The organism is Flavobacterium sp. GW821-FHT12A05 (assembly GCF_058807735.1).
Window position 1 is genome coordinate 742,992 of record NZ_JBXAQY010000001.1, and the last position, 22,046, is coordinate 765,037.

21 protein-coding genes are annotated in these 22,046 nt (G+C 33.8%); 14 read left to right on the top strand and 7 right to left on the bottom strand.

What is annotated here, in order from left to right:
• The first annotated feature begins 17 nt into the window (after positions 1 to 17).
• Together ruvX and AC1RRQ_RS02985 are read left to right on the top strand one after the other, a co-directional pair.
• A complete protein-coding gene (gene ruvX / locus AC1RRQ_RS02980; RefSeq protein ID WP_493021279.1) occupies positions 18 to 434 on the top strand; it encodes a Holliday junction resolvase RuvX in 417 nt (138 codons plus the stop codon).
• Positions 435 to 559: 125 nt separating this feature from the next.
• A complete protein-coding gene (locus tag AC1RRQ_RS02985) occupies positions 560 to 2,053 on the top strand; it encodes a malate:quinone oxidoreductase (protein WP_493021280.1) in 1,494 nt (497 codons plus the stop codon).
• Positions 2,054 to 2,124: 71 nt separating this feature from the next.
• On the opposite strand, the gene AC1RRQ_RS02990 is transcribed toward AC1RRQ_RS02985, so the two are convergent.
• A complete protein-coding gene (locus tag AC1RRQ_RS02990) occupies positions 2,125 to 4,347 on the bottom strand; it encodes an FUSC family protein (RefSeq protein ID WP_493021282.1) in 2,223 nt (740 codons plus the stop codon).
• Between the two features lie 201 nt (positions 4,348 to 4,548).
• Between AC1RRQ_RS02990 and def the strand changes: the two genes are divergently transcribed.
• The 4 genes from def to mazG all read left to right on the top strand — a co-directional run bounded on the left by def (position 4,549) and on the right by mazG (position 7,582).
• Positions 4,549 to 5,139 (top strand): peptide deformylase, encoded by a 591-nt coding sequence (gene def, locus AC1RRQ_RS02995; RefSeq protein ID WP_493021284.1) that lies wholly within the window; start codon positions 4,549 to 4,551, stop codon positions 5,137 to 5,139.
• Between the two features lie 63 nt (positions 5,140 to 5,202).
• On the top strand, positions 5,203 to 5,688 hold the full coding sequence (locus AC1RRQ_RS03000) for a DUF5606 family protein (RefSeq protein ID WP_493021286.1): 486 nt from the start codon (positions 5,203 to 5,205) through the stop codon (positions 5,686 to 5,688).
• A 235-nt stretch (positions 5,689 to 5,923) separates the two neighbouring features.
• Positions 5,924 to 6,724, top strand: coding sequence for a carbonic anhydrase (locus tag AC1RRQ_RS03005; protein ID WP_493021288.1), 801 nt, complete (start codon positions 5,924 to 5,926; stop codon positions 6,722 to 6,724).
• Between the two features lie 87 nt (positions 6,725 to 6,811).
• Complete coding sequence (mazG, locus tag AC1RRQ_RS03010) at positions 6,812 to 7,582, top strand: nucleoside triphosphate pyrophosphohydrolase (RefSeq protein WP_493021290.1); 771 nt, start codon at positions 6,812 to 6,814, stop codon at positions 7,580 to 7,582.
• Between the two features lies 1 nt (position 7,583).
• Here mazG and AC1RRQ_RS03015 read toward each other — a convergent pair whose 3' ends face one another.
• Positions 7,584 to 8,264, bottom strand: coding sequence for a Crp/Fnr family transcriptional regulator (locus tag AC1RRQ_RS03015; protein ID WP_493021292.1), 681 nt, complete (start codon positions 8,262 to 8,264; stop codon positions 7,584 to 7,586).
• A 202-nt stretch (positions 8,265 to 8,466) separates the two neighbouring features.
• Here AC1RRQ_RS03015 and AC1RRQ_RS03020 point away from each other — a divergent pair, with 202 nt between their 5' ends.
• From AC1RRQ_RS03020 to AC1RRQ_RS03055, 8 genes are all read left to right on the top strand, one after another.
• Positions 8,467 to 10,854, top strand: a complete 2,388-nt coding sequence (locus tag AC1RRQ_RS03020; protein WP_493021294.1) for a heavy metal translocating P-type ATPase — start codon at positions 8,467 to 8,469, stop codon at positions 10,852 to 10,854.
• Between the two features lie 114 nt (positions 10,855 to 10,968).
• Complete coding sequence (gene ccoS, locus AC1RRQ_RS03025) at positions 10,969 to 11,160, top strand: cbb3-type cytochrome oxidase assembly protein CcoS (RefSeq protein ID WP_493021296.1); 192 nt, start codon at positions 10,969 to 10,971, stop codon at positions 11,158 to 11,160.
• A 3-nt stretch (positions 11,161 to 11,163) separates the two neighbouring features.
• Positions 11,164 to 13,350, top strand: a complete 2,187-nt coding sequence (ccoN, locus tag AC1RRQ_RS03030) for a cytochrome-c oxidase, cbb3-type subunit I (protein ID WP_493021298.1) — start codon at positions 11,164 to 11,166, stop codon at positions 13,348 to 13,350.
• Between the two features lie 7 nt (positions 13,351 to 13,357).
• Positions 13,358 to 13,552 (top strand): CcoQ/FixQ family Cbb3-type cytochrome c oxidase assembly chaperone, encoded by a 195-nt coding sequence (locus AC1RRQ_RS03035; protein WP_071637119.1) that lies wholly within the window; start codon positions 13,358 to 13,360, stop codon positions 13,550 to 13,552.
• A 3-nt stretch (positions 13,553 to 13,555) separates the two neighbouring features.
• Positions 13,556 to 14,494 carry a cbb3-type cytochrome c oxidase N-terminal domain-containing protein gene (locus AC1RRQ_RS03040; protein WP_493021300.1) on the top strand — a complete coding sequence of 313 codons (939 nt, stop codon included), beginning with the start codon at positions 13,556 to 13,558 and terminating at the stop codon, positions 14,492 to 14,494.
• 10 nt (positions 14,495 to 14,504) lie between these two features.
• Positions 14,505 to 15,923, top strand: coding sequence for a cytochrome c oxidase accessory protein CcoG (gene ccoG / locus AC1RRQ_RS03045; RefSeq protein WP_493021302.1), 1,419 nt, complete (start codon positions 14,505 to 14,507; stop codon positions 15,921 to 15,923).
• A gap of 13 nt (positions 15,924 to 15,936) precedes the next feature.
• Positions 15,937 to 16,386 carry a FixH family protein gene (locus tag AC1RRQ_RS03050; RefSeq protein ID WP_493021304.1) on the top strand — a complete coding sequence of 150 codons (450 nt, stop codon included), beginning with the start codon at positions 15,937 to 15,939 and terminating at the stop codon, positions 16,384 to 16,386.
• 5 nt (positions 16,387 to 16,391) lie between these two features.
• On the top strand, positions 16,392 to 17,093 hold the full coding sequence (locus tag AC1RRQ_RS03055; RefSeq protein WP_493021306.1) for a sulfite exporter TauE/SafE family protein: 702 nt from the start codon (positions 16,392 to 16,394) through the stop codon (positions 17,091 to 17,093).
• Here AC1RRQ_RS03055 and hemN read toward each other — a convergent pair.
• The 5 genes from hemN to AC1RRQ_RS03080 form a co-directional block, all read right to left on the bottom strand.
• Entirely contained in the window at positions 17,090 to 18,454 is a 1,365-nt protein-coding gene (hemN, locus tag AC1RRQ_RS03060) for an oxygen-independent coproporphyrinogen III oxidase (RefSeq protein ID WP_493021308.1), read from the bottom strand. The genes AC1RRQ_RS03055 and hemN overlap by 4 nt on opposite strands.
• 126 nt (positions 18,455 to 18,580) lie before the next feature.
• Positions 18,581 to 19,051, bottom strand: a complete 471-nt coding sequence (locus AC1RRQ_RS03065; protein ID WP_493021310.1) for a hypothetical protein — start codon at positions 19,049 to 19,051, stop codon at positions 18,581 to 18,583.
• Positions 19,052 to 19,166: 115 nt separating this feature from the next.
• Complete coding sequence (locus tag AC1RRQ_RS03070; protein ID WP_493021312.1) at positions 19,167 to 19,514, bottom strand: hypothetical protein; 348 nt, start codon at positions 19,512 to 19,514, stop codon at positions 19,167 to 19,169.
• Positions 19,515 to 19,631: 117 nt separating this feature from the next.
• Entirely contained in the window at positions 19,632 to 20,054 is a 423-nt protein-coding gene (locus AC1RRQ_RS03075) for a DoxX family protein (RefSeq protein WP_493021314.1), read from the bottom strand.
• Positions 20,055 to 20,175: 121 nt separating this feature from the next.
• The gene (locus AC1RRQ_RS03080) at positions 20,176 to 21,804 is read right to left on the bottom strand and encodes an acyl-CoA carboxylase subunit beta (protein WP_493021316.1); all 1,629 of its coding nucleotides are present in this window, start codon (positions 21,802 to 21,804) and stop codon (positions 20,176 to 20,178) included.
• Between the last annotated feature and the right edge of the window lie 242 nt (positions 21,805 to 22,046).

Consider the following 22,046-nt stretch of genomic DNA (forward strand, 5'->3'; position numbering starts at 1 on the left):
TTTGCTAAAAAAATAAAATGCCAAGAATTCTCTCCATAGATTACGGACAAAAAAGAACCGGAATTGCTGTTACTGACGAAATGCAGATTATTGCATCAGGATTAACTACGATCCCAACTCATACTTTAATTGATTTTCTTAAGGATTATTTTGCTAAAGAAAAAGTAGAAGCGGTTTTAATTGGCGAACCAAAACAAATGAACGGCGAGCCATCAGAAAGTGCATCTGTGATTAAAGGTTTTGTTACGCATTTTTCAAATATTTTTCCTGATATGAAAGTAGTTCGTGTTGACGAACGCTTTACTTCTAAAATGGCATTTCAAACCATGATCGACAGCGGACTTAGTAAAAAACAACGTCAGAATAAAGGCTTGATCGACGAAATTTCGGCAACAATTATGCTTCAGGATTATCTCTCGTCTAAGCGTTTTTAAGTTTATTTCTGACTAATTTTTCTTTTTTAGAAAAAATTATAATTTCCTAACTTTTATCATGTAAAAATTAGTTTTTTTTTGCAATTGAAAGAAGTACCTTTGCACTTTAAAAACAAATTACTGTTATGCCTGACAATACAATACGTTCCAATAGTGAAGTAGTGCTTATTGGAGCTGGAATTATGAGTGCAACTCTTGGATTAATTTTAAAAGAGCTGCAACCAGATATAAAAATTGAAATTTATGAAAGACTAGATGTCGCAGCAGCTGAAAGCTCGGACGCCTGGAACAATGCAGGAACTGGACACTCTGCATTTTGTGAATTAAATTATACTCCAGAAAAAGCTGATGGAAGTATCGATCCTAAAAAAGCAATCAGCATAGCAGAATCTTTTGAAATATCACGCCAGTTTTGGTCGTATTTAGTACAAGAAAAGAAAGTACCTTCTCCAGAAAATTTTATTAAAAGCGTTCCTCACATGAGTTTTGTATGGGGAGATAAAAATGTAGAATACCTAAAAAAGAGATTCGAAGCACTTCAAAAAAATCCTATTTTCTCTGAAATGACATTCAGTACTGATTTTAATCAGCTAAAAGAATGGATGCCGCTTGTTATGGAAGGCAGAGAAGCTGGAGAAAAATTAGCAGCTACCCACATGGAAATTGGTACCGATGTTAATTTTGGTGCATTAACCAGAAGCATGTTCAATTATCTTGAAAAACTGGACGGAGTTACCTTATACTTTAACCATGAAGTTAAAAAATTAAGACAGCGCGAAGATAAATCGTGGAGAATTAAAATTACAGATTTAGCTACAGGTCAAAAAAGAAAAGCATATACCAAATTCGTATTTATTGGAGCAGGCGGTGGTTCACTGCCGTTGCTTGAAAAAGCAGATGTTCCGGAAGGTCATGGTTATGGCGGTTTCCCTGTTAGTGGTCAATGGTTAAAATGTACAAATCCGGAAGTTATTGCAAAACACCAGGCGAAAGTTTACGGAAAAGCAAGTGTTGGAGCGCCTCCTATGTCGGTTCCGCATATTGACACACGTGTAATTGATGGTGAAAAAGCGCTTCTTTTTGGACCTTTTGCCGGATTCTCAACACGTTTCTTGAAAAATGGATCGTATTTAGATTTACCATTATCAATAAAAGCAAATAATTTAATCCCAATGCTTTCTGCGGGATTCCACAATATTCCATTAACCAAATATTTAATAGAGCAGGTTCGTCAGTCTCCAAAAGACAGAATGCAGGCGCTTCGCGAATATTTGCCAAGTGCGCGTTCTAAAGACTGGAAATTAGAAAAAGCAGGACAACGTGTTCAGGTTATTAAAAAAGGTGAAAATGGCGGCGGCGTTTTAGAATTTGGTACAGAAGTAATTAGTACGCATGACGGAACTTTAGCAGTCTTATTAGGAGCTTCTCCTGGTGCTTCGACTGCGGTTGCGATTATGGTTGACCTGATCAGCAGATGTTTTACAAGCCAGGTTAAAACACCGGAATGGCAAAATAAAATGAAAAAAATGATCCCGTCTTACGGTACAACGCTAAACGATAAACCAGAGCTTTTAGCCGAATTAAGAAAACATACTGCTGAAGTTTTAAAAATTAAATAATCAGCTTTTCGATAAATAAAAAAGGACTTAGTTTTAAACTAAGTCCTTTTTTATTTTAATTATTTGATTGTTTAATCAGCTTTAACGGCTTTTAATTCTTTAGTTATTTTTAGAATTTTCTCCGCAAGATTACTCATCCATATTAATTGTTCAATTACCATTTGAGCTTCCTGCATTTTAGCTTGACGCGTTTCTTTATCCAATTCATCATCTTCTGCAAGACGAGTGAAATTTCTGCGTTTAAGTTCTTCAAACTGTAAAGTCACATCTTCCTTGTCAAAAAAGGTATCCGTTATAATGGTTTCATTTCTTAAAATGGCAATCGAATTATCTAGGTTGGATAAAATGGTTTTAATGATATAGTTGAATGAATCTGAAGCCGATGTCGTTTGATGCGACTGAATATAGGTCGATAATGAGGCTAAAGCCGATAAAAGCGAATGATTTAAAACAACCAGTTTATTAACCAAAGGCATTGTTTTTTGCTTCGATTTGGGTTCCTGCATCATACGCTGAAAAGAAGTCATCAAATTACCAATTTCAACAAAAGCATTTTTACGTGCCAATCTGTACGAAGTAGGAATTTCTCCTTTCAGATTATAAAAATCGGCAATTTCTTTAAGATAAATTCTATTGGATCTAATCGCATTTTCGATATGAATTGGCGTGTTTATAAACTCCCAGGCTGGCCATAAAAACTGGTTGGCAAGAAAGGCTAAAGTTGCGCCTGCAAGCGAGTCGACTATTCTAAACTGAATTACATCGACAACATTCGGTGTTAAAATTCCGTATATAAAAACCACATACATCGTTACAAACGTTGCGCTGATCTTGTAATTGATTTGAGTAAAAGAAATACCCAGAAGCATACACACAATCGAGAAAATACTCAAAGCAACATGATTTTGAACCACAGATACAACTCCAAAAGCCAGAAGTCCGCCCAAAATAGTTCCGAAAATTCTATTATAAGAACGTTCTTTAGTTAATCCGTATCCCGGACGCATGATGACGACTATGGTCAGTAAAATCCAATACACGTTTTGAAAAGGCAGGAATTTTCCAAGAAAGAAACCAATTAAAATCGTAATGGTCAATCGAAGCGAATGCCTGAAAATAGACGAAGAATAGCTTAAATTTTCAACAAGAGTTCTCAAAGGATAATATTGAGGCGTTAAGAATTTTTCTAATTCCTTATCCTTGTCTTTAAGTTTGTAAGACTGCATGGCTAATGACAAAGCACGTTGAATAATTTTAATTTTCCCAACCTGATTTTTAGCGTATTTCAGCATATTGGTAAGCATCAAAACGCCTTCGGCCGCTTCGTCTCTGCCTAAACTTTTTTCATAATCAAAAATGGCAAATTCAAGAGCATCTAATTCATTTTTAAGATCATTTTTGTCAACATAAACCGCAATATGATGTACATTTTTAGAAAGCTTTTTAAGTGTCGAAGCCAATTTGTAAGCTACATTTTGATAAGTGCGTAGAACTTCAGGATGTTTTGCGAATTTTTCGTGAAGTTTATTATGGTCAAACGAAGTATATAAAGCAAGTTCTTGAATTTCAACCAAAGTAATAAAAACCAAAAGCATTTTCCTGTTCTGAGTCGTAGTTGCCGATGCACTTTGATTGCCAATAAGCATTTTTCTTAAATCCTCGTGAATCAGGTTCAGATCGACCTGAATGGCCAATTGTTTTTCGATTATCTTTTCACGATTCGCTTCAGGACTCCATAAATCTCCTCTTAGTTTTAGGTATTTGGCTGTTAGTTTTATGCCTTCGGCAATTTGCAGCTCAATATATTTATAAGGTTGCACAAAGTGAAATACAAGTGAAACAACAAGATATAGAATTCCTCCAACAAAAATAAAACCTGAGTATTCAAAAGCTTCCCAGCCTTCGTGCAAATGCCCAAATGATAATGAGATAGATAATAAAGCAGAAAACGAAACCAATGTGGCACGCTGCCCGTAAACGGAAATCATCGAACATAAAAAGAGCAGAAATCCTAAAAACGGATAAAATAGAAAAGGATAAGGATAAGCAAGATTGACTAATAAATTTACTCCCGAAACTATAAAAGAAGCTACAATAAGTCCTTTAATTTTATGGCTTAACGAACTTGGAATGTCGCTGGGATAAGTGTAAAAAGCACCCAAGGCAATAGTAAAACCTATTTCAAAATGACCTAAAAAATTCAGAACCAGCACAGGAACAACAGAAGCGATAGTTACTTTTGAGGCGTTTAAAAATGAAGTACTATTTGTAAATTTTGATATTCGATCAAACATATAAAAGAGGTTGACTAACAAAGGTAAGAATTGTACGAATTAATTTGGCATAATTATGGATGAGATTTTGGCACGCAGTCAAAAAATAAGATATTATATGACGATTAGAATATTCATTGACTATTTTTTATTATTTTTGCCAGCTGAATTATGAGAACTTAAATTACAGTTTTCATTAGATAAAACATTAAATAAAAACAAATGATTTTACCAATTGTAGGATATGGTGACCCTGTTTTAAGAAAAGTAGGAGTGGCAGTTACGCCAGATTATCCAAACTTAAAAGAGACAATAGCAAACATGTACGAAACCATGTATAATGCTTACGGTGTTGGACTTGCTGCACCGCAGGTAGGTTTACCGGTTCGTATATTTGTTATCGATACAGCTCCTTTTAGTGAAGATGAAGATTTGCCATCAGATGAGCAGAAAGAATTAAAAGGTTTCAAAAAAACTTTTATCAATGCTAAAATCGTTAAAGAAGAAGGTGAGGAGTGGAGTTTTAATGAAGGATGCTTGAGTATTCCTGACGTTCGCGAGGATGTTTACAGAAAACCAACTGTTACGATTGAATATTGCGAAGAAGATTTCGTAATGAAAACAGAGGTTTTTGACGGTTTAGCTGCAAGAGTTATTCAACATGAATACGATCATATAGAAGGGGTTTTGTTTACAGACAAAATATCTTCTCTTAAAAAGCGTTTGATTCAAAAGAAATTAAAAAATATTACTGAAGGCAAAACGTTTCAAGAGTACAGAATGAAATTTGCTGCAGCTAAAAAAGGCAGATAAGTGTTCTATGATTTAGAACATTAAAAAAATACAATAAAATTCTTAATACTAATTTTAATAAACATGAATTTAGACAAAATTTTAGCCATTTCTGGAAAACCAGGATTATATGTATTGAAAGTACAGACTCGTACAGGTTTTGTGGCAGAATCATTATTAGATGGAAAAAAAATTACAGTAAACTTAAAAAGTAACGTAAGTTTATTATCAGAAATTTCAATTTATACATACGAAGGAGAAAAACCATTGACTGAAGTAATGCAAAAAATTGCAGCTAAAGAAAACAAAGGTCAGGCTCTTTCTCACAAAGAAGATAACGCAAAATTAAGTGCTTATTTCAAAGAAATTTTGCCAGAATATGATGAGGAAAGAGTTTATCCATCAGATATTAAAAAAGTATTAAACTGGTACAACACACTTCAGGCTAAAGGTTTAGTTACAGATTTAGCTCCAGCTGCTGTTGAAACTCCAGAAGAAGCTCCTGCTGCAGAAGAAAAACCAAAAAAAGCTCCGGCTGCTAAAAAAGCAAAAGCTAAAAAAGAAGAATAGTAATTTTTCTGAATTCAAAAATAGTAATCCTGTTAAGATCGTTTTCTTGGCAGGATTTTTTTATTCAATAAAATTTTATTTGTAAGACAAGTTTTATGTATTAAAAAACGTTTTTATGAGTTTTAATTTGTAACTATTTGATTGTTAGTGATTTTTTTATTTGTGTTTTGATTGATATTTAGAAAAAATAATTGAACTTTGAATTAATTTTTTAACCAACCAAAATAATAGTAGTATGAAAAATCTTGCAGTTATTTTATTATTAGTTTTAATTACAGCTTGTAATACTAAATCAAAAGAGACAGAACAATCTGGAACTTCTTCTGAACCGGAAAAAACTTCTGAGGAGCATCATAAAAAACATTGGAACTACGAAGGAGAAACCGGGCCGGAACATTGGTCAGAGATTGATCAGAACGATTGTGGAGGAAATGCACAGTCACCAGTTGATATTGTAGAGACTGAAAAAGATAAAACATTAAAACCAATTGATTTTCATTATAGTCAGAAAACCAGAATTCATGATGTTATAAACAACGGACACACTATTCAGTTTGATTTTGAACCTGGAGATTACATTGTAATTAATGGCGATCAATACGAACTAAAACAATTCCATTTTCATGAACCTGCAGAGCATACTATAAAAGGGATAAGATATCCTTTAGTTGTTCATATGGTTCATAAAAGTAAAGAAGGAAAATTTGCGGTTGTTGCTGTTATGGCTCAGGAAAATAAAGAAAGTGATGAAACTTTTGATTTTCTAGATAAATATCTGCCGTCAAAAGTAAATGATACAGTAAAGGTTAATGATGATTTTAATATCAATAATGTTCTTCCTCAAAATAGAACCTATTATACTTATACAGGTTCATTAACTACACCGCCATGTACCGAAGGGGTTCAATGGTTTATCTTTAAAAATCAGATCGATGTTTCTATTAAAATGATTAAAGATTTAAAGAAACTCATGCCTGCAAATAACTTTAGAAATGTGCAGGAATTAAATGGAAGAAAAATTAAAGAATCTATATAAATAAATCAGTAAATGTGTCTTCTTTTTTGTTTTATAGCGTAAAATAATCAACAAATTAATCTAAATTTGGGATATTAAAATATAAAAATGAGCAAAGAACTTCAATTAAAAGCTTTCGAAAGATTATTAATTATAATGGATGAACTTCGTGAGCAGTGTCCTTGGGATAAAAAGCAGACCTTGCAGACACTTAGACATCTTACAATTGAAGAAACCTACGAATTAGGCGATGCCATTTTAGACAATGATTTAAATGAAGTTAAAAAAGAACTTGGAGACTTGTTATTGCACATTGTTTTTTATGCTAAAATAGGCTCAGAAACAAACGATTTTGATATTGCCGATGTCTGCAACGAAATTTGCGATAAACTCATTCATCGTCATCCTCATATTTACAGTGATACAGTTGTAAAAGACGAAGAAGAAGTAAAGCAGAATTGGGAAAAACTTAAATTGAAAGAAGGTAAAAAATCTGTTTTAGAAGGCGTTCCAAGAAGTCTGCCTGCATTAGTAAAAGCAAGCCGCATTCAGGATAAGGTAAAAGGTGTTGGTTTTGATTGGGAAGAACCGCATCAGGTTTGGGATAAAGTTCAGGAAGAGCTTCAGGAATTACAAGTCGAAGTTGCAGCCGGCGATCAGGATAAAATTGAAGCCGAATTTGGAGATGTTCTATTCTCGATGATAAATTATGCCCGATTTTTAAATGTTAATCCAGAGGATGCCTTAGAACGCACAAATAAAAAATTCATTAAACGTTTTCAGTATTTAGAAAGTAAAGCCTCAGAATTAGGAAAACCTTTAATGGATATGACCTTGGCTGAAATGGATGTTTTTTGGAATGAAGCTAAAAAACAATAAGTTATTCGGATAGTTTTTTTAACGCTTTAATGTTTTTCAACATAATTTTTTTACCAACCAATTCAATTAATTCCAGTTTATTAAAATCAGATAATAATCGGATACAGCTTTCTGTTGCCGTTCCAATTATTCCGGCAAGTTCTTCTCTTGTAAGCTGTACTTTAAGAGTTTTGTCTGTGTTTTCGCCAAATTCGTCATGCAATTGCAGTAAAGTTTCGGCCAAACGCTGTTTTACCGTTTTTTGAACAAGAGCAATTTTATCATTATCTGATTCCTTTAAATCTTCGCATACAGACTGCATTAAGTTTAAAGAAAACTGATTGTTGTTATTAAAGAAATTGATAATTTCTGTTTTAGGAATAAAACAAACTTCCATATCAGCAATTGCCTTCGCAGATAAATTAGCAGGCTCGTTGCTTATCATAGAACGCTGACCTAAAAGTTCACCAGATTTAACCAGTTTTACAATTTGATCTTTTCCATTGGCACTTAACTTAGAAAGTTTGCCAATTCCGTCTTTTACACAAAAAACACCATTCGTAACTTCACCTTCCTCAAAAATAGCTTCACCTTTTTTAATAGTATAGGTGGTTTTGCTATTAGCCAATTTGATTACTTCATCTTTGTTAAGAGCTTTTAAAGAAGTTAGCTGCCTTACAATACATTGATCACACTTATTCATAGCAAAAAAATTTACTGCAAAATTAACGAATATTGCTGTTCAATGGTAGTTTTATCGCATAAAAAATGGAATAAATAGTCAATTCTTCAACTATAACGTTTTATTTCCATAAATTTAGAATTAGATTTAATTATACTATGATAAATGTCATAGTTATAATACCTACTTATTTGGAATATTTGTCGAATCTAAAAAGCAAATTATGAATGAGCAGAGTTGTTTTCATTGCGGGTTAGAAATACCTAAAAATGAAGAGATCAATTTTGATGAAAAAAAGTTTTGTTGTACTGGTTGTAAAACAGTCTACGAAATTTTTAGTCTTAATGATTTAACCTCTTATTATGAATTTGAAAAATCTCCAGGTGCCACCCCGCAAGACATTAAAGGAAAATACGACTTTTTAGAAAATGAATCTATTCTTGCTAAAATTCTTGAATTTCAGGAAGGAAATACAGCAATAGTTTCGCTTAACATTCCGCATATTCATTGCAGCTCTTGTATTTGGATTCTTGAAAATCTAAACCGTTTACAGCCGGGCATAAGTACATCTCAAGTTAATTTTCCGGAGAAAAAAGTTAGAATCACCTTTAATTCCGAAACTGTTTCACTCAAATCTATTGTCTATTTGTTAAGTTCAATTGGTTATGAACCCTATATTAGTTTAGAAAATTACGAAACCGGAAAAACAAAAGTAGACAGAAGCTTAACGTATAAACTTGGTGTTGCCTTTTTTTGCTTTGGAAACATTATGTTACTGTCATTTCCGGAGTATTTCGAGATGAAAGAATTTTGGTTAGATAGCTACAAACCGTTTTTTAGAGTTTTAATTTTTCTTTTGGCATTGCCAAGCTTTTTATATTCGGCAAGTGGTTATTATGTGTCTGCTTATCATAGTATTAAAACCAGAATGCTGAATATTGATATTCCAATTGCATTAGGGATTATCGTAATGTTCGTTCGAAGTACGTACGATATGGTTATGGATCATGGTCCAGGCTTTTTTGACAGCTTAGCCAGTTTGGTTTTCTTTATGCTGCTCGGAAAAATGTTCCAGATTAAAACCTATAGTTTTTTAAGTTTTGAAAGAGATTTTAAATCATATTTCCCTATTGCCGTAACCAGAATAAATTCAGATACAACTGAGGAAAGTGTACCCATTTATGATGTTTTAAAAGGAAACAGATTGTTGATTAGAAATCAGGAACTGATTCCGGTTGATGGTATTTTAATCAGCGAAAAAGCAGATATCGATTATAGTTTTGTAACTGGAGAATCAGTTCCAATTACTAAAAAATCCGGCGATAAAGTTTTTGCCGGTGGAAAACAGATTGGAAAAGTAATAGAAATGGAAGTTCTACATTCCGTTTCACAAAGTTACTTAACGCAGTTGTGGAGTAATGAGGTTTTTCAGAAAAAAGTACAGCAAAAACACAAAACCATTACAGATGCAATAAGTCGGTATTTCACCCCAATTCTACTGCTGATTGCATTTGCTGGTTTTGGTTATTGGATATTTATAGATGCTAATACCGCTTTTAATGTTTTCACTGCAGTTTTAATTGTAGCCTGCCCTTGTGCGCTGGCTCTTACGGCACCTTTTACTTTCGGAAATATTCTTCGAATTATGGGGAAACAAAAAATGTATCTCAAAAATGCTTTGGTAATAGAACAGCTGGCAAAAGTCGATACGATAGTATTTGATAAAACCGGAACAATTACAACCAATAAAAAATCAAATATCGCCTACGAAGGAAATGCTCTTTCTGATGAGGATTTTACGTTGATAAAAAATGTGCTTCTAGGATCTAATCACCCGTTAAGCCGAATGTTATATGACTTTTTGCCTGAGTATAAAAGAATTAAAATTGATGATTTTCAGGAGATTACCGGAAGAGGGATTTTGGCAGTCATTGATCATACAGAAGTAAAAATTGGATCATCAGTATTTGTAGAAAGTCCTGTTCTAGATTCATCTGATATAGAACGAACGGCACTTCATATTAAAATTGATAATTTGTATTATGGGAAGTTTGTATTCCAAAATCAATATAGGGAAGGTCTGGAGCAATTATTTTCAACGCTCAGCAAAGACTATAGTATAAAAGTGCTTTCGGGAGATAATGACGGGGAAAGAACCACGCTGGAAAATATTTTACCTAAAAATACAGAACTGGTTTTCAACCAAAAACCAGAGCAGAAATTGGAGTTTATTAAAAAACTTCAGGAAGATGGAAAAAACGTCATGATGGTAGGAGATGGTTTAAATGATGCCGGGGCTTTGGCGCAAAGTAATGTAGGAATTTCGGTTTCTGAAAATGTCAATGTCTTTTCGCCGGCTTGCGATGCTATTTTAGATGCAGGAGAATTTTCTCGGTTAAATTACTTTTTAAAGCTCTCTCATAAATCAATTTTAATAATCAAAATGAGTTTTACTTTATCATTACTTTATAACATTGTAGGACTTGCATTTGCGGTTACAGGAAATTTACTTCCATTGGTAGCTGCGATTATAATGCCTTTGAGTACAATTACGATCGTAAGTTTCGTGACAATTATGTCTAACTATTTCAGTAAGAGTAATTTAGAATAATTTTAAATAATTGTAAGAATATTTTTTCTAAATTTAACATTATTCTTCGATTATGATAATTATCATGTTTTAAACGCCGATCACCTAGTAATTTTGTTAACATAAATTTACGGTATGAGTGTTATTTATCTTTTAATTTCAGTAAGTATTTTCGTAGCGATTTGTTTCTTTATCGCTTTCATTGTCGCTGTCAAATCTGGTCAGTACGACGACGATTATACACCTTCAGTCAGAATGCTTTTTGACGACGAGACAAAAATTACCTCCCAAAATAATAATTCACCAATAGAAGAAAAACAAGTATAAATTATGGAAATGGAACAGTTTTATTACGACAACAAAATTGTAAAAAAATTCATTTATGCCACCATCCTTTTCGGGGTCGTAGGTATGTTAGTGGGGCTGACCTTAGCGGTTATGTACCTTTTTCCCAATATCACAGATGGGATATCATGGCTTAGTTATGGTCGTTTAAGACCTTTACACACAAATGCCGTTATTTTCGCCTTTGTTGGGAATGCTTTTTTTGCAGGTATGTATTATTCAATGCAAAGATTGCTGAAAGCCAGAATGTTTAGTGACTTTTTGAGTAACCTGCATTTTTGGGGCTGGCAGTTAATCATTGTAGCAGCGGCAATCACTTTACCATTAGGATATACTTCTTCTAAAGAATATGCAGAGCTTGAATGGCCTATTGATATTGCAATAGCGTTAATTTGGGTAGTAATGGGAATCAATATGATTGGTACGATGCTTCGTAGAAGAGAGCGCCACTTATATGTAGCGATTTGGTTTTACCTGGCTACGTTTGTTACCGTTGCGGTACTGCATATCTTTAATAACATCGAAATTCCGGTTTCAGCATTAAAAAGTTATTCAGTTTACGCTGGTGTTCAGGATGCTTTGGTACAGTGGTGGTACGGGCATAATGCAGTTGCATTCTTCTTAACAACACCATTCTTAGGATTGATGTATTACTTTGTTCCTAAAATTGCCAATCGTCCAATTTACTCTTATAGATTATCTATTATTCACTTTTGGTCTTTAATTTTTATCTATATCTGGGCAGGACCTCACCACTTATTATATTCAGCATTACCAAACTGGGCTCAAAATTTAGGTGTTGCATTTTCAGTAATGCTTATCGCTCCATCTTGGGGAGGTATGATCAACGGATTATTAACCTTAAGAGGTGCTTGGGATAAAGTTCGTGAAGAACCGGTTTTAAAATTCTTTGTAGTAGCGATTACTGGTTACGGAATGGCAACTTTTGAAGGGCCAATGTTATCTCTTAAAAATGTAAATGCTATTGCGCATTATACAGACTGGATCGTAGCACACGTACACGTTGGTGCATTAGCCTGGAATGGATTTATGTCGTTTGCAATTATTTACTGGTTGATTCCACGAATGACAAAAACAGCATTATTTTCTAAGAAATTAGCAAACTTCCATTTCTGGATAGGTACTTTAGGTATTATCGTATATACAATTCCATTATATGTAGCTGGTTTTCAACAAGCTTCTATGTGGAAACAATTTAACCCAGACGGAACTTTAACTTATGGAAACTTCCTTGAAACTGTAACTGCCATTATGCCAATGTATTGGATGAGAGCAATTGGTGGTAGTTTGTACTTAATTGGAATGTTAACCCTGGTTTATAACATTATCATGACAGTTAGAGCAGGGCAGACAATTGAAGATGAATTAGCTCAGGCTCCCGCTTTACAAAAAATCAGCAGCAGCAGACTTAGCGGTGAAAAATTCCACTCATGGTTAGAAAGAAAACCAATTCAGTTAACCATTTTGGCTACAATTGCAATTTTAATTGGAGGTATTATTCAAATTGTACCAACGATTATGGTCAAATCAAATATTCCAACTATTTCAAGTGTTAAGCCATATACACCGCTGGAACTTGAAGGACGTGATTTATACATTAGAGAAGGCTGCGTAGGTTGTCACTCGCAATCAGTTCGTCCGTTTAGAAGTGAAGTAGAACGTTATGGAGTTCAGTCAAAAGCAGGAGAATTTGTTTACGATCATCCATTCTTATGGGGATCAAAAAGAACAGGTCCGGATTTATTGAGAGTAGGTGGTAAGTATAATGATAACTGGCACTTTAACCATATGTGGAATCCGCAAAGTACTTCAGCAGGATCAATCATGCCAGGTTACAAATGGCTTTTTGATAATGAACCAATGGATATTTCTTTAACTCAAAAGAAAATGAAAGCTATGATTTCGCTTGGTGTTCCTTATACAGAAGCTGATGTTGCAAATGCACAAAAAACATTAAGAGATCAGGCGCTTAAAATTGAGAAAAATTTAGAAAGCGATCCTGACTACGTAAAAAGTTACGAAGACAGTAAGAAAAAAGCAGCTGCTAAAGGTGAGAAATTCATTCCTATGAATGAAAGAGAAATTGTTGCTTTGATTGCTTATATACAAAGACTTGGTACTGATATTAAAGTAAAAGAAACTTCTAAATAACAGCATTATGTTCGAACAAATAAAACACAATATGGAAACGATATCGGGTGTAGAAATTTACCCGATACTTTCCCTCTTGATTTTCTTTTTCTTTTTCGTAGGATTAGGCATTTGGGTGTTTTCTTATAAAAAAGATAAAATTCAGGAAATGAGTAATATACCTTTAGAAGAAGGACAAGTTGTAATCTCAAAAGATAGATAAAAAATGAAAAAGTTTTTCCCAGTATATGTTAGAGTACCGTTGATTTTCTTCATCGTATTTGCTTTGATGGAATTTTTTATAGACTCAGGTGATAAACCGGCATTTGTAAAGTACCCAATGGTATCTGTCTTTTTGTTTGTTTTCTTATTTATTTTGATTGCAATCGAAATCACGCTTAGTGCCGTTAATCGTATTATGTATCAATTGATGTCTCCGGAAGAAAAGGCAAAATTAGAATATGAAAACAGTTTAAGTTTACAAGAGAGTACTTGGTTCAAAGAACTAATGCACAAACTTACTAAAACGGAACCAATGTCTAAAGAAGCTGATTTATTGATGGATCATGATTATGACGGCATCAAAGAGCTTGATAATAATTTACCGCCATGGTGGGTTTATTTATTCTACATCTGTATCATTTTTGGTGTTATCTATGTAGTTCGTTACGATGTTTTAGGAGCGGATGATCAGGAAATGGAACTTAAAAAAGAAATGGCTCAGGCTAAAATTGATGTTGAAGAATATTTAAAAACAGCACCGGATTTAATGGATGAAAAGACTGTTGTCTTGCTTACAGATGAACCAAGTTTAGCTGCAGGAAAAGAAATCTTTACAACCAATTGTGCAGCTTGTCACCGCGCAGATGCAGGAGGACAGATTGGACCTAACTTAACAGACGACCGCTGGATTCTAGGAGGAGGAATTAAAAACCTGTTTCATACTATTACAAACGGAGGTCGTGACGGTAAAGGGATGATTGCCTGGAAAGGGACTCTTAAGCCAAAAGAAATTCAAAAAGTAGCGAGTTATATTCTATCGCTGCAAGGATCGAATCCAAAAGATCCAAAAGAAGCAGAAGGCGAAGTTTGGGTAGACGATAGTGCTCCTAAAACAGATGCAGCTGCAAACACACAAAAAGATACCACAGAAGTTAAAAAATAAGTAAAATATCATGTCAAATTTACCAGACGAAGCTTTTAGAGATACCATTGGAACTATTGATGAAGGTGGTAAACGAAAATTTATCTTTCCTAAGAAACCGTCTGGTAAATTTTATGATTACAGGAAAATTGTCAGCTACATTTTGCTGACAATTTTAATCGTAAATCCGTTTATAAAAGTAAACGGAAATCAATTTATGATGTTCAATATTCTGGAACGTCGTTTTAATATTTTTGGTTTTCCTTTCTGGCCTCAGGATTTTTACCTTTTTGTGATTTCAATGCTGGTAGGCGTTGTTTTCATAATTTTATTTACAGTTGTTTTTGGAAGAATATTTTGTGGATGGATTTGTCCCCAGACCATTTTCTTAGAAATGGTTTTCCGCCGAATTGAATATTGGATTGATGGAGATCGAGGCTCGCAATCCCGTTTGGCAAGGCAGGAATGGAATGCCGAAAAAATTAGAAAAAGAGCCCTTAAATGGACTATCTTCTTTATTATTTCCTTTGTTATTGCTAATGTTTTTCTGGCTTATCTGGTTGGCAGCGATGCTTTGTTATTAATGATTGAACAAGGGCCAATTCAGCAGGCAAGTAATTTTATAGCACTTCTTATTTTTACCGGAGTTTTTTATTTTGTCTTTGTATGGTTTCGTGAACAGGTTTGTATTATTGCCTGTCCTTACGGAAGATTACAAGGTGTTCTTTTGGATAATAAATCGATCAATGTCGCTTATGATTTTGTGAGAGGAGAAAAAGAAGAAGGCAGGGCAAAATTTAATAAAAAAGAAGACAGAGCTTTAACCGGAAAAGGAGATTGTATCGATTGTCTTCAATGTGTTCATGTCTGCCCAATGGGAATTGACATTAGAAACGGAACGCAGTTAGAATGTACAAACTGCACCGCTTGTATTGACGAATGTGACCATATAATGGAAAGCGTAGGATTACCTAAAGGGCTTATTCGTTATGCTTCTGAAGACGAAATCGCTAAAAAAGAGCCTTTTAAGTTTACCGCAAGAATGAAGGGGTATACGGCAGTTTTATTTATATTATTGAGTATTTTTGTTGGAATGTTATTTCTAAGAACTGATCTTCAGGCGGTTGTTTTACGTTTGCCTGGACAGCTTTTTCAGCATAAAGGAGATAAAATCAGTAATGTGTATACGTATAAAATTGTCAATAAGACAATGAAAGATTATAACGACATTCACTTTGAATTAATTGATCAGAAAGGTGAAATTACAAATGTTGGAAAAGAGCATTTTAAAGTGGCTAAAGAAGGAATTTCACAAGGAACATTATTTATAGAAATACAGGAAGTTTTACTGGAAAGCGATAAAACCAAAGTAAAAATTGGGGTTTACAACGGGAAAGAACTTCTTGAAACTACCACAACAAATTTCTTAGGACCACGAAGTTTTAATTAAAAACATAATTATCATGAAAATAAATTGGGGAACAGGAATTGTCATTGCATTTGCATTGTTTATGACATTTATTTTATATTTTGTTTTTGAAGTACAATCAAACAGTAAATACGATAATGATTTGGTTGTAGAAGAATATTATAAGCACGATTCTCATTTTCAGGAAGAAATGGCGCGTATTCAAAATGCACATGACTTACAGTATAAACCTTCAATTAAATTTGGTGAAGAAGGAGTAAAAGTTACCTTTCCAGCCACTTTTGAAAGCAGTAAAATAAAAGGAAACATTTTATTGTACCGACCTTCAAATAAAAAATTTGATTTTGATACTCAAATTGCTTTAACCAATTCTTCATTAGTTATTCCGCATAACAAATTAATTAAAGGACGCTGGGATGTTAATATGGAATGGCAGTATGAAGGTAAAAAATACCTAACAAAAGAAGTCATATACGTAAATTAATAAAAATGTTGCTTTCTGCTTTAATATTAGGTCTAATCAGTAGTCTGCATTGCGTTGGCATGTGCGGACCTATTGCTATGATGCTGCCTGTAGATCATCAAAATGAGGCTAAAAAAGTGACGCAGATTATTACGTATCATTTAGGAAGATTAACTGCCTACTCAACTATTGGTTTGATTTTTGGATTATTAGGCCGAGGTTTTTTCTTAGCTGGTATGCAGCAAAAAATGTCTATTTTTATTGGCGTTGCCATGATTTTAATAGTTTTAATACCAGAAAAGGTATTTGCGAAATACAATTTTTCAAAACCTGTTTATAAAGTTATTTCGAATATTAAATCAAGTTTAGGAAGTCAGTTTAAAAAGAAAAGCTATAAATCTCTTTTTACAATTGGTCTTTTAAACGGATTTCTGCCTTGCGGAATGGTTTATGTGGCCTTATTTGGTGCAATCGCCATGCAGAGCGCCGGATATGGCGTTTTATATATGCTGCTTTACGGTTTAGGCACGATTCCTTTAATGACGGTTGTAGTATACGTCAATTCATTATTAAAACTGCCATTTCGAAATAAAATTCAAAAAGCAATTCCTTATGTTGCTATAATAATTGGAGTGTTATTTATTTTAAGAGGATTAGGTTTAGGAATTCCTTATTTATCTCCTTCTACTATGAGTTTATTTGTACAAGGAACTCCTAATTGCCATTAAACCGTCATCGAAAACAAGTTTGTTTCCGGTGATTTTCTTTTTAAATGTAAATCAAAAGCCATACATATATTACGTACAAATGGTCTTCCGTCTTCTGTAATTTTGATTTTATCTTCTTGAATGATAATTAGTCCATCATTCTCTATTTCTTTTAGAGCAACTAAAACAAATGGTAATTCTTTAAAATATAAAGAATCATGAGTCCAGGAAGTTTGAAGTTCGCAGGTAAGATTTAAGATGTGTTTTCTAATTATAAGATCTTCATCATTTAAAATGTGACCTTTTATAATAGGAAGTTCATCCAATTCTAAGATTTGATAGTATTCTTCCAGGTTTTTGGTATTTTGGGCAAAACTATACCAGCTGTCGCTGATTGAAGAAACGCCTAACCCAATCATAAGCTGTGTTTTTGAAGCACTATATCCCATGAAATTTCGGTGCATTTTTTTGTTGTGTGCAGCATGAAACAAACTATCTGAAGACAAGGCAAAGTGATCCATTCCAATTTCATGATATCCATTGGCGGCAAGTAATTTTTTACCTGTTTCGTAAAGTTCTCTTTTTTCAGCATCTTTTGGAAGGTTTTCGTCATTAAAACCACGCTGGCCGTTTCCTTTAATCCACGGCACATGTGCATAGCTGTAAAAAGCCAATCTGTCCGGTTTTAAGGAGTTTGTTTTCTCTACGGTATCAATTACATCTTCGACAGTTTGAAAAGGCAATCCGAAGATGATATCGTGGCCGATAGATTTATAACCAATTTCTTTTGCCCAAAAAGTAACTTTTGCGACATTATGAAAAGGCTGTATACGATTGATTGCTTTTTGTACTTTTTCGGCATAATCCTGAACACCAAAACTTACTCGGTTAAAGCCTAAATCGTATAGTTTTTTTAACTGTTCGTAAGTTGTATTGTTAGGATGTCCTTCAAAACTAAATTCATGATTTTCTGCTTTATCCGCAAAATTAAAAATACCATGAATAAGCTTTTCTAAATTATTTGAAGAGAAAAAAGTAGGTGTTCCTCCGCCTAAATGAATTTCTTTTACAATTGGTCTTTCAGGCAGAAGATTGCAGTATAAATGCCATTCTTTTAAAACGGCCTGAATGTATTTTTCTTCTACAGAATGATTTTTTGTGATTCGCTTATTACAGCCGCAAAAAGTGCACATGCTTTCGCAGAAAGGCAGATGAATGTACAAACTAATTCCGTTTTCAGCATTACTTTCTGAAAATGATTTTTGAAAAGATGATTTCCATTCTTCTACTGTAAAAGCAGCTTCATTCCAATAAGGGACCGTAGGATAGCTGGTGTATCTTGGACCCGGCACGTTATACTTTTGAGTTAATGAAATTTTCATAAGACAAATTTAGTTCTCATCAAAATTAAGATTTACAGCGCGGGCAGAAAATGACAAATATCATGTAGAGATAAAAAAAAAGAGACCCATAAAGAGCCTCTTTTTACTTGAATTAAATAACTAACATTATATAGAATCCTGAATGATTTTAAGCCATTTTTTCGCAAACATATGATCCTGATAAGCGCTTATTTGTTTAATGCGATCATCATCAAAGTCATAGAATGGAATTGTAATTTTTTTAGAAGTTTCCTTATCCTGAAATTCAAAATCAATTTTTACAATTGTATCCGAATTTCCTTCTGTGGTTAAAGTTAGTTTGCAAGAAGAAACACTTTTTAAATCTACATAAGTTGATTCCTGTTGATTTGGATTGAAATTCATTAAAATGAATTTTTTGTTTTTTTGGTCAATCGTAAGTGTTTTATTGCTTTGAGATTCAGTTAAATCAAATTCCTGCGGATTGTTTGGATTGAATTTCTTTTTTATGTTTAAGATTTTTGTTTTGTTCGCAGCGCTCGATCGTGCCGAAAAATAAATAGGAATGGCTACTATGATCGCGATCACAATACCAATTATGGTTACACTTGTTTCCATTTTTTGATTTTAAATTTGGTGAAAATAATATGAAATGATAAACAGTTTTCTGACTGAAAACGGTTTAATTACTTTTGAAGAATTGCTTCTTCAGAATAAGATTTCAAGGTTTTATCTACCAAAAAAAATGGAAAGCGTAGAGCAATAGTAAGATTTTTTTGCTCTGAGTACTAAATTGATTAGTAAAGTTAAATGCAGATTTAACTGCTTTGTGCTGTGGAATAACGACCAAAAGAGCATCAAACCATTTAATTACGGCAGGGTGATCTGTTTTGATGTTTGCAGCAAATTGATAACTGCCCTGAGGCTGTATAAATGCAGATGAATCGGCGATATCTTTGCAGAAGTTCGTATCTGTTTTTTGACTTTCGATTTTGTCCACAGGAAACTCGTTTGCTTGTGCAGCAAAAAGAGCTATGATCAAAAGTGATACAAAAAATATAGCTTTACGAATCCAATTCATGGCTGCGAATTTAGTTCATAAAACACAATAAACGAAATTTTAAGTGCTAATTACTTCTTAAAAGTAGCTTTATTATTTTATCCTCAACTTTTGTTTACTAGTTGAGGATAAAATGATTTATTGCTGCATTTTAAAGTAATAGTCGGCAGAGTGTTTTCCTCCTCCGTAGAATAAGAAGAAGATGCAAAGCAGTAAAACTACAATTGCAAGCATTAAGCTTTGTGAATGCATGTGTCCCATAAAATTTACGAGAACTGCTCCAAATAGTATTGGTAATTGAGCCGCAATTGCCCAGCGGGTAAGCAGCCCGAATACAATCATTATACCTCCAATCATGTGTGCCGGGGCTATGTAATGCAGAAGAAACATTCCGCCCCCAAACTGATCTATAGGAGAAATTAAATCATGTAAATATTGAACGTTGGTTACAAACGAAATCCCTTTCATAAATAAAAAAACACCCAATATTATACGCACTAAATCTACTGGTAAATAAGTGTGCGAATTGGCCCACTTATTTAAGCTTTTAACATTTTCCATGATACTACGTGATTAAAAATTATATATAAAGTTACTAATTTTTTAATCATATATTTAATTTAAGTACTTGAAAATAAGTTTTTTACTATTTATTTAACATGATTGTAGAATTTCTAAAAAACTATACCTGAATAACTCCCAAATTAAAAGGTTTTTGAATAGGGGCGTGGTTGGCAGCTTCGATTCCCATAGAGATCCATTTTCTTGTGTCAAGCGGGTCAATTATGGCATCTGTCCATAATCTCGATGCGGCATAATACGGTGAAGTCTGCTCGTCGTAACGTGCTTTTATTTTGTTGAAAAGTTCAGCTTCTTTGGCTTCGTCGATAATTTCTCCTTTTGCTTTAAGCGAAGATGCTTCGATTTGTGCTAAAACTTTGGCAGCTTGTGTACCGCCCATAACGGCAAGTTCTGCACTTGGCCAGGCAAATATTAATCTCGGGTCATAGGCTTTGCCGCACATAGCATAATTTCCTGCCCCATAAGAATTACCTACAATTGCAGTAAATTTTGGTACAACCGAATTACTTACCGCGTTTACCATCTTGGCACCGTCTTTTATAATACCGCCGTGCTCCGATTTTGAACCCACCATAAAACCGGTTACATCTTGTAAAAATACCAATGGAATTTTCTTTTGATTACAATTGGCAATAAAACGGGTTGCTTTATCAGCACTGTCAGAATAAATAACACCGCCAAACTGCATTTCGCCTTTTTTGGTTTTTACCACTTTACGCTGGTTGGCAACAATACCAACAGCCCAGCCGTCGATTCTGGCATAACCTGTTATTATGGTTTGGCCGTAACCGTCTTTATAAGCTTCAAATTCTGAATTATCAACCAAACGATTGATAATTTCCATCATGTCATATTGTTCGTTTCGGGCTTTTGGCAAAATTCCGTAAATATCATTTTGCTCTAAAGCAGGTTTCTCTGCTTTGATTCGGCTATAGCCGGCTTTATCAAAATCCCCAATTTTATCTACTATATTTTTAATTTTGTCTAAAGCATCTTTGTCATCTTTAGCTTTATAATCTGTAACTCCAGAAATTTCGCAGTGCGTTGTAGCGCCGCCCAAAGTTTCATTGTCGATAGTTTCTCCAATTGCAGCTTTAACCAAATAACTTCCGGCAAGGAAAATACTGCCAGTTTTATCTACAATTAAAGCTTCATCGCTCATAATGGGCAGATAAGCACCTCCGGCAACACAGCTTCCCATTACGGCAGCTATTTGCGTAATTCCCATGCTGCTCATTTGAGCATTATTTCTAAAAATACGTCCGAAATGTTCTTTATCTGGAAAAATTTCATCCTGCATGGGTAAATAAACCCCGGCACTGTCTACCAAATAAATAATTGGAAGTCTGTTTTCGATTGCAATTTCCTGAGCACGTAGATTTTTTTTACCAGTTATTGGAAACCATGCACCAGCTTTTACAGTAGCATCATTGGCAACAACAATACATTGTTTTCCTTTTATGTAGCCTATTTTAACCACAACGCCACCAGATGGGCATCCGCCATGTTCTGCGTACATTCCTTCTCCGGCAAAACCGCCTATTTCAATATTATTTGAATTTTCATCTAATAAATAAGCGATACGTTCGCGAGCCGTCATTTTTCCTTCGGAATGTAATTTTTCGATTCGTTTTTCGCCTCCGCCTAATTTTACTTTGGCAAATTTTTGTTTTAAGTCTGAAAGTAATAGTTTATTGTGATCTTCGTTTTTATTGAAGTTTAAATCCATGATATAATATTGATTTTACAAAATAGTGTTGGCTAATTTACAAAATCCATTGAAATAAACGAGTTGCTTTGTGAATTTAGAAAAAATTTATTGTATTGTAGTTTTTATATTTAAAAACATAGAAACATAGGTTATTTATAAGCTAAAGAAGGAATAAAAAGAAACTAGTTTCTAACACATAGCTAAACTATGTTTGTTTAAACAAGTGAAACGCCTTTTTTAAATCTGCTAAATCTATCCCG

Bases quoted from the DNA above. Each gene is read 5' to 3' on its own strand.
- ruvX (WP_493021279.1), top strand. From the start codon at position 18: ATGCCAAGAATTCTCTCCATAGATTACGGACAAAAAAGAACCGGAATT.
- AC1RRQ_RS02985 (WP_493021280.1), top strand. From the start codon at position 560: ATGCCTGACAATACAATACGTTCCAATAGTGAAGTAGTGCTTATTGGA.
- AC1RRQ_RS02990 (WP_493021282.1), bottom strand. From the start codon at position 4,347: ATGTTTGATCGAATATCAAAATTTACAAATAGTACTTCATTTTTAAAC.
- def (WP_493021284.1), top strand. From the start codon at position 4,549: ATGATTTTACCAATTGTAGGATATGGTGACCCTGTTTTAAGAAAAGTA.
- AC1RRQ_RS03000 (WP_493021286.1), top strand. From the start codon at position 5,203: ATGAATTTAGACAAAATTTTAGCCATTTCTGGAAAACCAGGATTATAT.
- AC1RRQ_RS03005 (WP_493021288.1), top strand. From the start codon at position 5,924: ATGAAAAATCTTGCAGTTATTTTATTATTAGTTTTAATTACAGCTTGT.
- mazG (WP_493021290.1), top strand. From the start codon at position 6,812: ATGAGCAAAGAACTTCAATTAAAAGCTTTCGAAAGATTATTAATTATA.
- AC1RRQ_RS03015 (WP_493021292.1), bottom strand. From the start codon at position 8,264: ATGAATAAGTGTGATCAATGTATTGTAAGGCAGCTAACTTCTTTAAAA.
- AC1RRQ_RS03020 (WP_493021294.1), top strand. From the start codon at position 8,467: ATGAATGAGCAGAGTTGTTTTCATTGCGGGTTAGAAATACCTAAAAAT.
- ccoS (WP_493021296.1), top strand. From the start codon at position 10,969: ATGAGTGTTATTTATCTTTTAATTTCAGTAAGTATTTTCGTAGCGATT.
- ccoN (WP_493021298.1), top strand. From the start codon at position 11,164: ATGGAAATGGAACAGTTTTATTACGACAACAAAATTGTAAAAAAATTC.
- AC1RRQ_RS03035 (WP_071637119.1), top strand. From the start codon at position 13,358: ATGTTCGAACAAATAAAACACAATATGGAAACGATATCGGGTGTAGAA.
- AC1RRQ_RS03040 (WP_493021300.1), top strand. From the start codon at position 13,556: ATGAAAAAGTTTTTCCCAGTATATGTTAGAGTACCGTTGATTTTCTTC.
- ccoG (WP_493021302.1), top strand. From the start codon at position 14,505: ATGTCAAATTTACCAGACGAAGCTTTTAGAGATACCATTGGAACTATT.
- AC1RRQ_RS03050 (WP_493021304.1), top strand. From the start codon at position 15,937: ATGAAAATAAATTGGGGAACAGGAATTGTCATTGCATTTGCATTGTTT.
- AC1RRQ_RS03055 (WP_493021306.1), top strand. From the start codon at position 16,392: ATGTTGCTTTCTGCTTTAATATTAGGTCTAATCAGTAGTCTGCATTGC.
- hemN (WP_493021308.1), bottom strand. From the start codon at position 18,454: ATGAAAATTTCATTAACTCAAAAGTATAACGTGCCGGGTCCAAGATAC.
- AC1RRQ_RS03065 (WP_493021310.1), bottom strand. From the start codon at position 19,051: ATGGAAACAAGTGTAACCATAATTGGTATTGTGATCGCGATCATAGTA.
- AC1RRQ_RS03070 (WP_493021312.1), bottom strand. From the start codon at position 19,514: ATGAATTGGATTCGTAAAGCTATATTTTTTGTATCACTTTTGATCATA.
- AC1RRQ_RS03075 (WP_493021314.1), bottom strand. From the start codon at position 20,054: ATGGAAAATGTTAAAAGCTTAAATAAGTGGGCCAATTCGCACACTTAT.
- AC1RRQ_RS03080 (WP_493021316.1), bottom strand. From the start codon at position 21,804: ATGGATTTAAACTTCAATAAAAACGAAGATCACAATAAACTATTACTT.